General features: G+C 65.1%; 7 protein-coding genes. All 7 read right to left on the bottom strand.

Annotated features, from left to right (window positions below; translation table 11 throughout):
- Positions 1-80 precede the first annotated feature (80 nt).
- Entirely contained in the window at positions 81-4,034 is a 3,954-nt protein-coding gene (locus ACFYOW_RS35435; protein WP_387294402.1) for a DNA-directed RNA polymerase subunit beta', read from the bottom strand.
- Positions 4,035-4,140: 106 nt separating this feature from the next.
- Complete coding sequence (locus ACFYOW_RS35430; protein WP_387294401.1) at positions 4,141-7,650, bottom strand: DNA-directed RNA polymerase subunit beta; 3,510 nt, start codon at positions 7,648-7,650, stop codon at positions 4,141-4,143.
- A 420-nt stretch (positions 7,651-8,070) separates the two neighbouring features.
- Positions 8,071-8,781: a hypothetical protein gene (locus tag ACFYOW_RS35425; RefSeq protein ID WP_387294400.1), complete on the bottom strand. Its 711-nt coding sequence runs from the start codon at positions 8,779-8,781 to the stop codon at positions 8,071-8,073.
- A 12-nt stretch (positions 8,782-8,793) separates the two neighbouring features.
- On the bottom strand, positions 8,794-9,489 hold the full coding sequence (locus ACFYOW_RS35420) for a hypothetical protein (RefSeq protein ID WP_387294399.1): 696 nt from the start codon (positions 9,487-9,489) through the stop codon (positions 8,794-8,796).
- 50 nt (positions 9,490-9,539) lie between these two features.
- Complete coding sequence (locus tag ACFYOW_RS35415; RefSeq protein WP_387294398.1) at positions 9,540-10,781, bottom strand: MCE family protein; 1,242 nt, start codon at positions 10,779-10,781, stop codon at positions 9,540-9,542.
- On the bottom strand, positions 10,778-12,013 hold the full coding sequence (locus ACFYOW_RS35410; RefSeq protein ID WP_387294397.1) for an MCE family protein: 1,236 nt from the start codon (positions 12,011-12,013) through the stop codon (positions 10,778-10,780). The genes ACFYOW_RS35415 and ACFYOW_RS35410 overlap by 4 nt, the downstream gene beginning before the upstream one ends.
- Positions 12,010-13,284, bottom strand: a complete 1,275-nt coding sequence (locus tag ACFYOW_RS35405) for an MCE family protein (protein ID WP_387294396.1) — start codon at positions 13,282-13,284, stop codon at positions 12,010-12,012. Before ACFYOW_RS35405 ends, ACFYOW_RS35410 begins: the two co-directional genes overlap by 4 nt.

Below are 13,284 nucleotides of genomic sequence, written 5' to 3'. Positions count from 1 at the left end.
CGACCTGGCACCCGTAAATCCTCCGTACGACGCGAAACGGCCCCCGCTCCGGAGAGCGGGGGCCGAATGCTGTTACCGGGTCAGCGGTAGTCGCTGAAACCGTAATCGTCGAGCGGGACCGCGGCACCGGTGGTGGCGCCGAAGCTGTCCGGGCTGTAGTAGGTGTCGTCGTAGGACGGCACCGCGTACGCGGCGGCACGAGCCTCTTCGGTCGGCTGGACCTGGATGTTGCGGTAGCGGTTGATACCGGTACCGGCCGGGATCAGCTTGCCGATGATCACGTTTTCCTTGAGGCCGATGAGCTTGTCCGAGCGGCAGTTGATGGCCGCGTCGGTCAGGACTCGGGTGGTCTCCTGGAAGGATGCCGCCGACAGCCACGAATCGGTCGCGAGCGACGCCTTCGTGATACCCATCAGCACCGGGCGACCCGCCGCGGGCTCATTGCCCTCGGCGACGACGCGACGGTTGGAGGCCTCGAACTCGGAACGCTCGGTGAGCGAACCGGGCAGGAACTCCGTGGCACCCGAATCGATGATCGTCACGCGACGCAGCATCTGGCGCACGATGACCTCGATGTGCTTGTCGTGGATCGACACACCCTGCGAGCGGTAGACCTCCTGGACCTCGTGGACCAGGTGGATCTGCACCTGACGGGGGCCCATCACGCGCAGCACCTCGTGCGGATCCGCCGCGCCTTCCAGCAGCTGCTGGCCGACCTCGACGTGGTCACCGTCGGAGAGCAGACGCTCGGTGCCGTCGTCGTGCTTGAACACACGCAGACGCTGACGCTTCGAGAGCTTGTCATAGACAACCTCTTCGCCACCGTCATCCGGGATGATGGTGATCTTGTAGAAGCGATCGTCGTCCTCGAGCCGCACCCGACCCGAGACCTCCGCGATCGGCGCCTTGCCCTTTGGCACACGAGCCTCGAAGAGCTCCTGCACACGGGGCAGACCGCCGGTGATGTCGTCACCCGCGACACCACCCTGGTGGAAGGTACGCATGGTCAGCTGGGTACCGGGCTCACCGATGGACTGCGCGGCGACGATACCGACGGCCTCACCGATGTCGACCAGCTTGCCGGTCGCCATGGAGCGGCCGTAGCAGGTCGCGCAGACGCCGGTACCGGTGGTGCAGGTCAGCACGGAGCGAACCTTCACATCGGTGATACCCGCGTCGAGCAGCGCCTCGATGGCCGGGTCGCCGAGATCGGCGCCCTTACCCACCACGACGTTGCCCTTGGCATCCAGCGCGTCCGCCGCGAGGGTACGGGCGTAGGCACTGGTCTCCACGTGCGCGTCCCGGATCAGCGAGCCGTCGAGCTGCTTCTCCGCGATCGGCACCAGGATGCCGCGCTCGGTGCCACAGTCGTGCTCGCGCACGATGACGTCCTGCGAGACGTCCACCAGACGACGGGTCAGGTAACCCGAGTCGGCGGTACGAAGCGCGGTGTCGGCCAGACCCTTACGAGCACCGTGGGTGTTGATGAAGTACTCCAGCACCGTCAGGCCCTCACGGAAGGAAGACTTGATCGGCCGCGGGATGAACTCACCCTTCGGGTTGGTAACCAGGCCCTTCATACCGGCGAGGGTACGAGTCTGGGTGAAGTTACCGGTCGCGCCCGAGTCGACGATCGTGATGATCGGGTTGTCGGCCGGGTAGTGCGAACGCAGCGCCTTACCGACCTCTTCGGTCGCTTCCTGCCAGATCTTGACCAGGGCGTTGTTGCGCTCCTGGTGATCGAGCGCACCACGCTGGTACTTCTTCTCGATCTGATCGGACTGCGCCTCGTAGCGCTCCATGATCTCGGTCTTCTCCGGCGGAACGAGCACGTCCGACATCGAGACCGTCACGCCGGAACGGGTGGCCCAGTAGAAGCCCGCGTCCTTCAGCTTGTCGACGGTCTGCGCGACCACGATCATCGGATAGCGCTCGGCCAGATCGTTGATGATCGTCGCCTGACGCTTCTTCGGCATCTGCTCGTTGATGAACGCGTAGTCCGCCGGGAGCAGCTCGTTGAACAGCACGCGACCAAGGGTGGTCTCGGCGATCCACGCGTCGCCGCGGTTCCAGCCATCCGGGAACAGCTCCGCCTCGATTGCCTTCGGCGGGCGCTGGTCGGTGAGACGCACCTTGATCAGCGAACGCACGGTGAGCTCACCACGGTCCACCGCCATCTGCGCCTCGGCGGGCGAGGAGTACACGCCCTGCTCCGGTGCGTCCTTGGTGGCCGCCTGGTACTCGCCCTTCGCGCCCTCTTCCAGGCGGGTCAGGTAGTACAGACCGGTCACCATGTCCAGACGCGGCATGGCCAGCGGACGACCCGAGGCAGGCGACAGGATGTTGTTCGAGGACAGCATCAGAATGCGGGCCTCGGCCTGCGCCTCCGCGGACAGCGGCAGGTGCACGGCCATCTGGTCACCGTCGAAGTCGGCGTTGAACGCCTCACAGACCAGCGGGTGCAGCTGGATGGCCTTGCCCTCCACCAGCTGCGGCTCGAAGGCCTGGATGCCGAGGCGGTGCAGGGTGGGCGCACGGTTCAGCAACACCGGGTGCTCGGCGATGACCTCTTCGAGGACATCCCACACCTGGGGACGCTGCCGCTCGACCATCCGCTTGGCGGACTTGATGTTCTGCGCGTGGTTCAGATCGACCAGACGCTTCATCACGAACGGCTTGAACAGCTCCAGCGCCATCAGCTTGGGCAGACCGCACTGGTGCAGCTTCAGCTGCGGACCGACGACGATGACCGAACGGCCCGAGTAGTCGACGCGCTTACCGAGCAGGTTCTGACGGAAACGACCCTGCTTACCCTTGAGCAGATCGCTCAGCGACTTCAGCGGACGGTTACCCGGTCCGGTGACCGGGCGGCCGCGGCGGCCGTTGTCGAAGAGTGCGTCCACGGACTCCTGCAGCATCCGCTTCTCGTTGTTGACGATGATCTCGGGCGCGCCCAGATCAATCAGTCGCTTGAGGCGGTTGTTGCGGTTGATCACGCGGCGGTACAGGTCGTTCAGGTCGGAGGTGGCGAAGCGGCCACCGTCGAGCTGAACCATCGGGCGCAGCTCCGGCGGGATCACCGGAACGGCGTCGAGCACCATGCCCATGGGCGAGTTGCCGTTGGCCTGGAAGGCCGCGACAACCTTGAGCCGCTTGAGCGCGCGCAGCTTCTTCTGGCCCTTACCGCTGCGGATGGTCTCGCGCAGCGATTCGGCCTCGGCGTCGATGTCGAAGTTCTCCATCAGTTTCTGGATGGACTCCGCACCCATGGCGCCGGTGAAGTACTCGCCGTAGCGGTCGATCAGCTCGCGGTAGAGCACCTCATCGACGATGAGCTGCTTGACCGACAGCTTGGTGAAGGTGCTCCAGATCTCGTCGAGCCGGTCCAGCTCACGCTGGGCGCGGTCGCGCAGCTGACGCATTTCGCGCTCGCCGCCGTCCTTGACCTTGCGGCGGACATCGGACTTGGCACCCTCGGCCTCGAGCTCGGCCAGATCGGCCTCGAGCTTCTGGGCGCGGGCCTCGAGATCGGCGTCGCGCTGATCGGCGACCGCCTTCTTCTCGACCTCCATCTCGGCCTCGAGCGTGGAGAGCTCGTTGTGACGCAGCTCCTCGTCGACGCCGACAATGACGTAGGCGGCGAAGTAGATGATCTTTTCCAGATCCTTCGGCGCCAGGTCGAGAAGGTACCCGAGGCGCGAGGGCACGCCCTTGAAGTACCAGATGTGGGTAACCGGAGCGGCCAGCTCGATGTGGCCCATCCGCTCACGGCGCACCTTGGCGCGAGTCACCTCGACGCCACAGCGCTCACAGATGATGCCCTTGAAGCGGACGCGCTTGTACTTACCGCAGTAGCACTCCCAGTCTCGGGTCGGACCGAAGATCTTCTCGCAGAACAGGCCGTCCTTCTCCGGCTTGAGCGTGCGGTAGTTGATGGTCTCCGGCTTCTTCACCTCGCCGTAGGACCACTGGCGGATGTCTTCGGCGGTGGCCAGACCGATCCGGAGTTCATCGAAGAAGTTGACGTCTAGCACGTAACTTCCTTTCCCCTATTCGGGTCGAATTCGAGCAAAAAGTTCACTAGTTGGTCGAGCGCGGAGGCCGGATGTCGTCGGCGTGCACGCCATCCGGCCCTACCGCCTAGTTCGCCAGATCGTCGACGGTCGCGGCTTCGTTCCTGGACAAGTTGATGCCCAGGTTCGCGGCCGCGCGCTCCAGATCCTCATCATCGCCGTCGCGCATCTCGATCGCCGCGCCGTCCGAAGACAGCACCTCGACGTTGAGGCACAGCGACTGGAGCTCCTTCAGGAGCACCTTGAACGACTCCGGAATGCCCGGCTCCGGAATGTTCTCGCCCTTGACGATCGCCTCGTACACCTTCACGCGACCGACCACGTCGTCGGACTTGATGGTGAGCAGCTCCTGCAGCGTGTAAGCGGCGCCGTAGGCCTGCATGGCCCAGCACTCCATCTCACCGAAGCGCTGACCACCGAACTGCGCCTTACCACCGAGCGGCTGCTGGGTGATCATCGAGTACGGACCGGTCGAACGGGCGTGGATCTTGTCGTCGACCAGGTGGTGCAGCTTCAGGATGTACATGTAGCCGACGGCCACCGGGTACGGGAAGGGCTCACCGGAACGTCCGTCGAACAGCGTCGCCTTGCCGTTGTCGTCGACCATGCGCTCACCGTCGCGGTTCGGCAGGGTCGAGGCGAGCAGACCGGTCAGCTCCTCTTCACGAGCGCCGTCGAACACCGGGGTGGCGATGTTGGACTCGGCCGGAGCCGCCAGCATCTCCTCCGGCAGCGCCCTGGCCCAATCCGGACGGGAATTACCGTCCACACCGGCGCCGACATCCCAGCCCGCCTTGCCGATCCACCCGAGGTGGGTCTCCAAGATCTGGCCGATGTTCATACGACGCGGCACGCCGTGGGTGTTCAGGATGATGTCCACCGGGGTGCCATCGGGCATGAACGGCATGTCCTCGGTCGGGAGGATCTTGCCGATGACACCCTTGTTGCCGTGGCGGCCGGCCAGCTTGTCGCCGTCCTGGATCTTGCGCTTCTGCGCCACGTACACCCGGACCAGCTCGTTGACGCCCGGAGGCAGATCGTCGTCGTCCTCGCGCGAGAACACGCGGATGCCGATGACCTTGCCGGACTCACCGTGCGGCACCTTCAGCGAGGTGTCGCGCACTTCGCGCGCCTTCTCACCGAAGATCGCGCGCAGCAGCCGCTCCTCCGGGGTCAGCTCGGTCTCACCCTTCGGGGTGACCTTGCCGACCAGGATGTCGCCGTCGCGAACCTCGGCGCCGATGCGCACGATGCCGCGCTCGTCCAGGTCCGCGAGAACCTCGTCGGAGACGTTCGGGATGTCCCGGGTGATCTCCTCGGCACCGAGCTTGGTGTCGCGGGCATCGATTTCGTGCTCCTCGATGTGGATCGAGGTGAGCACGTCCTCTTCCACGAGGCGCTGCGACAGGATGATCGCGTCCTCGTAGTTGTGGCCTTCCCACGGCATGATCGCCACGAGCAGGTTCTTGCCGAGGGCCATCTCACCGTTCTCGGTGCAGGGACCATCGGCGAGCACCTGACCGGACTCGACGCGCTGCCCCTCGTCCACGATCGGCCGCTGGTTCGCGCAGGTGCCCTGGTTCGAGCGAGCGAACTTGCGCATCCGGTAGCTCTTGCGGGTGCCGTCGTCGGCCATCACAGTGACGTAATCGGCCGAAACCTCTTCCACCACACCGGACTTCTCGTTCACCACGACGTCACCGGCGTCAACCGCGGCGCGCAGCTCCATACCGGTACCCACGATCGGGGATTCGGAACGGATCAGCGGCACGGCCTGGCGCTGCATGTTCGCACCCATGAGGGCACGGTTGGCGTCGTCGTGCTCGAGGAACGGAATCATCGCGGTCGCGACCGAAACCATCTGGCGCGGCGAAACATCCATGTAGTCGACCTCGGAGGCGGGGACGAGTTCGTTCTCGTCGTTGCCCCGGCGGCAGAGCACGCGCTCCTCGAGGAAGCGGCCGTCGGCGTCGACCGGCGAGTTGGCCTGCGCACGGACGTGGCGGTCCTCTTCGTCGGCGGTGAGGTACTTGACCTCATCGGTGACCTTGCCGTCGACCACCTTGCGGTAGGGCGTCTCGATGAAGCCGAACGGGTTCACCCGCGCGTACACCGACAGCGAACCGATCAGGCCGATGTTCGGGCCTTCCGGGGTCTCGATCGGGCACATGCGGCCGTAGTGCGAGGTGTGCACGTCGCGGACTTCCAGACCGGCGCGCTCACGGGACAGACCACCCGGGCCGAGCGCCGAGAGGCGACGCTTGTGGGTCAGACCCGACAGCGGGTTGTTCTGGTCCATGAACTGCGACAGCTGCGAGGTTCCGAAGAACTCCTTGATCGCGGCCACGACGGGACGGATGTTGATCAGGGTCTGCGGCGTGATGGCCTCGACGTCCTGGGTGGTCATCCGCTCGCGGACCACGCGCTCCATGCGGGAGAGGCCGACCCGGATCTGGTTCTGGATCAGCTCGCCGACGGTGCGCAGGCGACGGTTGCCGAAGTGGTCGATGTCGTCGACCTCGACCGGCACCTCTTCGCCGCCCGGCGCGGTCATCGCCCGATCACCCGCGTGCAGACGCACCAGGTACTCGATCGTGGTGACGATGTCTTCCTTGGTGAGCACCGATGCGGTGATCGGCTCGCCGAGGTGGATGCCGAGCTTCTTGTTGATCTTGTAGCGACCGACGCGCGCCAGGTCGTAGCGCTTCTCCTTGAAGAACAGGTTCTCCAGCAGGGTCTGCGCGGACTCCTTGGTCGGCGGCTCGCCCGGACGCAGCTTGCGATAGATGTCCAGCAGCGCCTCGTCCTGACCGGCGGTGTTGTCCTTCTCCAGGGTCGACATCATGATCTCGGAGAAGCCGAAGCGCTCGACGATCTCCTCGTTCGTCCAACCCAGCGCCTTCAGCAGCACAGTGACCGGCTGACGGCGCTTGCGGTCGATGCGCACACCAACGGTGTCGCGCTTGTCGATATCGAACTCCAGCCACGCGCCACGCGACGGGATGACGCGCACGCTGTGCAGGTCCTTCTCCGTGGCCTTGTCGACGCTGTGATCGAAATACACACCCGGCGAACGCACCAGCTGCGAGACGACGACGCGCTCGGTGCCGTTGATGATGAACGTGCCCTTGTCGGTCATCATCGGGAAATCACCCATGAAGACCGTCTGGCTCTTGATCTCACCGGTGTTGTTGTTGATGAACTCGGCGGTCACGAACAACGGCGCCGCGTAGGTCATGTCCTTGTCTTTGCACTCATCGATGGAGGCCTTGACCTCCTCGAAACGAGGATCAGAGAAAGAAAGGGACATGGAGCCGGAGAAGTCCTCGATCGGCGAGAGCTCCTCGAGCACCTCCTCCAGACCGCCCGTTAGTCCGCCGTCGCCGCGAGCCGCGGCTTTCTCACGCCACGAGGGCGAGCCGATCAACCATGCAAATGAGTCGGTCTGTAGATCGAGAAGTCCGGGCACCTCCAAGGGTTCACGGATCTTCGCGAAAGACACCCGCAACGGGGCTCCGGGGATTCCGGCAACTGCCTTGGTCTGGGTGGAGACTGCCAAGATGCGTCCTTCCAGCACCTCACGCGCGTCGCGTGGTGGTCCGCGACCGTCGCTTGTCTGCTACGAATTCCGCTGGATACAACCCGAACGAAACCCGAACAGGCAACAACGGAAGTAACACCGGAAGGTGGAACTTACGTATGCAAATCGAGGTATGGACAGGAGGCAGCCAGCGCAACGTCCAACCGTACACCCATACGCAAGGTGGTGTCAAAGTACCACCCGAACAAGCCTCCGTGTGGCGGCACGCCGTGACCGTTATGGCCGCATTCCGGGTCCGAATCGCTGGCTGCGTCGGGAGCCACGGGGCGCGAAAAGCCACTGTGACAGCTGCCGCTGTTGTGAATAGCGTGACGTGTCCGGCGAAACTCGTCAAGTGGCGGGCCCGACCCGGTGATCAGCCAGATCCCCTGCCCCGCTGGGCTTATGCCGCCGAAATCACTGGTCGACGATGGCCGCGGCCAGCCACTTGCCGTCCACCTTCTGCATTTTCAGCACGATCGGGCCGGAGGCGCTCTGCTGGGCAACGCCGTTCTTGTTCGCGCTGACCACGAAGTTCACCAGCAGCTCGGCCCTGTCCTGGGTGAGCAAGGTCACCCCGATCGGGTCAGCGAGGGCATCGGCGCTGGTCTGCGCCTGTTTCAGGGCGGCGAGATTGGTATCGGCGTACTTGTCGAAATCGGCGAGCATCTGCCCGGTGACGACACCGTGCACCGCATCCTTGTAGCCGTCGAGCTTGTTCACGTCATAGGCGTAGATGGTCTTCAACGCGTGCGAGGCGGCCGCGGTCACCTCTTCGGTGGCCTTGGTGTCCACGTAGGCCTCGTTGGAATCGTCGATGCCGGGACGGAACGCCGCAACCGCGGCGAAGGCACCGAACAGCACAGCGACGAGGAGAAGGGCCGCGACCACGCCCCACCCCGCGCCCGGACGCAACCGCTGCGACCACGGCCGCGACTGCTCGGTGGACTGCGGAGCCGGTCGGACCGGTTCCGCGCTACCGGCGACCTTCGTCCGGCGCTTCGTGGTCGCTTCGTCGGCCGCGCGGGTGCTGCGGCGTGCGGTGACGGAACCGGTGTTCGCCGCCGTGCGGCCGACGGTGGGACGGTTGCGGGGAGTGACCCGATTGACTGGTCGACGAGATGCCATGACGGGGTTCTCCTACGATCCGGGCTTGGGCGCGGGCGTGGCACCGGGCTGTGCGGCAGTCGGCTGATTCAAGGGGATCGGCTGACTCAACGGACTCGCCTTCTCGGCCTTCCAGACCTCCCCCTGCTTGACCAGATCAAGGGCCCAGGTCTGACGGTAGGAGTACGGCGCGACATCCGGGACGGTCCTGGTGGTCTGCAGCACGATGAGCGCGGAGGCGTGGTCGCGCTCGGAGTTCAGCGCGGTCAGCGAGGAACCGACGACCTTGGACTCCAGCCTGGTCTTGGCCTGCGTGGCCTGCTCGCGGAACTGCTCCTGGGTCTTGGTGGCATCGTCGAGCAGCGATCCGGTCATCGACGACTGGATCAGCTTGATCGAACCGTCGACATCATTGGGATCCAGCGACATCAGGTTGATCGCGGCCTGCCTGGCATCGGCGAGCGCGGTATCGCGCGCCTCGACGCGCGGACCGTCGGTGAAGAAGGCCGCGCGCACCCAGCCGGTGCCGAACCAGACCGCGGCGATCAACGCGACGACCAGCGCGGCGGCCGCGACCATGGTGACCGCGAGTCGTCCGCGGGGTGCGTCCGCGGACGCGACCGCCGGGTGCACGGGATCCGATGCCGTCGCGTCATGCGCTGCGGCATCAGCTTCCGTGGAATCGGAGCCGGTTACCGCCGGCGTTTCCTTGGACATGTCGATGCTCACAGCGAGACACCCTAACTATTGTTACTGCGGCGTAGCCGCGTAGGTCCTGTTCACCGCTTGGGCGTGACCCCCAACAGGGTGGCCATCTGTACGGCGATCGGGTTCAGATTCAGCTTCTCGGGATCGGTCTTGGGGTTGGCATCCCAGGGCTGCACAATGCTCGGATCCGCCAGATCTGCGCGCATTCCACCGCGCACCGCGGTCGGATTACCGAACGGCACAGTGCATTTCGCGTCCTTGTTGAACGGGAACTCGTCGCGGGTGTCGTCGAAGTCCGGATTCTCCCGCTTCATCTGGTCGAGGATCGCCTTGGTGCCCTCGTAGCCCTGGGTGCACGCGGGCGGGTTGTTCGCCTCTAGCACCAGGCCGAAGTGGCTGGTGCCGTCGCCGGGCGCGGTGGACGAGGCGCCGATGGACAGCCCCGGCAGCATCTGCAGCAGCGGACGCAGCGCGTAGAACTTCGGCGAGATGGTCAGCAGCAGCTGACGCAGGTTGGTCAGATCCTCGGTGAGCGCGCCGCCGCTCTCGTTCAGCAGCGCGGTGATCTGCTGGCCGGCATCGGTGCCGGTGCCGATGAGCCGCCGGATGTCCGGATCGCTCGAGCGCAGTTGAGCGGTGAGTTGGTCGAGGCCCTGGCTGAACTGCCGGATGTAGCCCGACTGCTCGGCCTGGGTGCCCAGTGCGATCCGGCCGTCGCGGATCAACTGGATCGTCTGCGGCAGGCTGTCGTTGAACGTGGCGGTGAACTTGTTCAGCGAATCGACGAAGACCTTGAGGTCGTCGCCCTTGCCGTCGAAGGCCTTGCCGAGTTCGGTGACGGTGGTGTTCAGCGCGGTGAGATCGACCGAGCGAGTGAAGGTATCCACGCTCTGGACCAACTGCTCGACGGAAATCGGGGTCGTCGCCGAGGTGATGACCGAACCGTCGCGCAGATACGGGCCCTTATCGGAATCGGGCTGCAGATCGAGGTACTGCTCACCGATGGCCGACCGGTTGGCGATCACCGCCTTGGCCGACTCCGGAATCTTCGGCGCACTCGAATCGAGCACCAGGCCGATAACCACACCCTTGTCGGTGAGTTCCAGATTGCCGACCCGGCCGACCGGGACGCCGCGGTAGGTCACCTCGGCGCCCTTGTAGATGCCGCCGGTCTGCTTCGCGTCGACCTTGACGTTGTACTCGCCGATGCCCAGCATGTGATCGAGCCGAACATATTTGGCGCCGACGAAAACCACGCCGAGCACCGCGATCAGGGCGAACGCGACCAGCTGGTAGCGCACCAGACGGGTCATCGCTGACCACCTCCGATCTGGTCGAGAATCGCCCCGAGCGGATCGGCAGGCAGCTGCGGCAGGCCGGCGGGGTAGCGCGGAATATTGGGCGGCAGCGGCAGCAGCGAAACCGTCGGCCAACCCGGGCGCGGACCATTGCCGCCGTAGTACGGGTTGGTCGGATTCACCGGCACCTCGGGGCCGTAGGGCGGCGGGATATAGACCGGGTCACCCTTGCCGACACCGAGATTGCTGAGCGTGACACCGATCTGCTGGTCCACCGAGAGCCAGGTGTTCACCTGGCCGCCGAAGGTGCCCTCCAGCGTCGAGTCCGGGAACGGATAGGTCGGTATCAGCGGCAGCGCGGTGACCAGATCCGGTGCCGCCTTGCCGAGTTCCTGCAGTGTCGGACGCAGCGAGGTCAGATCCTTGATCAGGTCGTCCTTCGAGTGGTTCAACACGTCGAAGCCGGCCTGACCCACCCGATCCAGCTGCTGCAACAGCGAAATCAGTTGTGGCCGTTGTTCGTCCAGGATCTTGATGCCCCGCGGCAGCTCATCGATGATCTTGCTGATCTGATCGGTCTGCGTGCTCACCCGACCGCTCAGCGTGGCGAGTCCGTCGATGGCCCTTGTGATGTCGTCGACCTGCTCGTTCAGCCCGCCGATCAGGGTATTGGCCTGATCCAGCAGCGAGCGCACCCGCTGCTCGCGTCCGCCGAGCGTCTTGTTCAGCTCCGTGACGATGGGCTGCAACTGCGCGACGCCGCCACCGTTGAGCAGCAACGACAGCGCACCGAGCACTTGCTCGATCTCGGTCGCGTGCCGGGTGTGGTCGGCCGGGATGACCGAACCATTGGCGAGCTTCTTGCTGTCGGGTTCCTCGGCCGGCTTGGACAGTTCGATGAACTTCTCACCGAGCAGATTCGACTGCCGCACCTCGGCCCGCGCATTGGCGGGCAGGTCGACCGAGGAGTTCACCAGAGCGCGCACGCTGGCCGTCCAGCCGTCCGGAGCAAGGGCGATTTTCTCGACGCGGCCGACCGCCACGCCCTCGACCTTGATCGCGGACTGCGGCACCAGATCGAGCACATCGTCGAACCGGATATCGATGGTCATCGGATGGTCGCCGACATCGGCGCCGCCGGGCAGCGGCACTGCGTAGATACCCTCGGACGAGCACGAGGTCACCAGAACCGTGCTCATGCCCACCACCAGCACCGCGCTGGCCAGGGAACGGATTCGCTTGTTCATCGCTGGCCACCTCCCTGCGAGGGCGGAAGTTGATCGGACGGGGTGCCGGGAACCGTCCCGGGCACCGGGTCGCGCTGCTGATTGTCATTGCTGAGGATGCCGAACGGCAGGATCAGCGTCGGCGTCTTCACACCGGCGGTGATCTGATCGGTGATCTCCTTGCAGTGATCCAGAATCGGGCGCATCTGCTTGCCGAGCGCCTCGAACTTCGGATCACCCGGCATCAACTTGCTCAGATCCAGCATCTTGCACACCGCACCGAACGGATCCTGCAGATCGGTGAAGTTGGCGCGCATATCGAGGGTGCCGGATTCGGCATTGTGGATATTGATCAGATTGCTCAGCGCCAGCGGCAGCACCGGCAGTGCCGCGGCCAGATCGTCGCGCTGCTTGGCGAGCGTCGCGGTGAGCGTGGTCAGGCCCTGGGCATTCTGCTGGATCAGATCCCGGTTCTCGTCGATGAATCGGGCGACATCGCCGAGTGCGACCGAAAGCAGGTTCAGCGCCGCGCCGAGATCCTGGCGTTCCCCCGCGAGGAAGGTCGACAGATCCGCGAGCTGGGCATTGAATTGCCGCACCTGCTGGTCGTTCTGGGCCAGCATGGTGACGAAGGTCTGCAGATTCTTGACGGTGTCGAAGATATCGCCGCGAGCATCGCCGAGGTACCGCGCCGCGCGCGAGAGCTGAGTGATGCTGTTGGCCAACGCCTCTCCGTTGCCCGCCAGATTCGCGGCCGAGGTGCGCACCAGTTGGTTCACCGCGCCCTGGGCGTTGGCGCCGTTGGGGCCCAACGCATCCGAGAGTTCGGTGATGCTCTTGTACAGCTGATCGACCTCGACCGGGGTGACCGTGCGATCGCGCGGAATGGTCGCGTTGCGCGCCATTTTCGGTCCGCCGGTGTAGGCCGGGGTCAGCTGGATGTAGCGGTCGGACACGATCGACGGCGTGATCTGCGCGGCCTTGGCATCGGCGGGCACGTCGATGCTGCGGTCGACGCTCATCACCACCTTGACCTGCTCGCCTTGCGGCTCGACGGAATCCACCTTGCCCACCGGCACGCCGAGGATGCGCACATCCGAACCCTCGTAGATGCCCACGGAGCGGTCGAAGTACGCGGTGATCTTTGTCGTGGTCATCCGGTCGAAAAGCCACCAGAGGGCGCCGGCCAGGACCAGCGCCGCGATCACGCCGATCGCGATGGTCGCCTTGGTGCCGCGACGCGAGGTCCGCAGCGCGGTGAGCGGCTCCTTACGAGGCCAGTTCACCCCCAT

Source organism: Nocardia sp. NPDC006982, from assembly GCF_042869435.1.
Classification (GTDB): Bacteria; Actinomycetota; Actinomycetes; order Mycobacteriales; family Mycobacteriaceae; genus Nocardia.
Note: the sequence above shows the minus strand (reverse complement) of the source record. Positions and strands in the feature narration are given on the sequence as shown.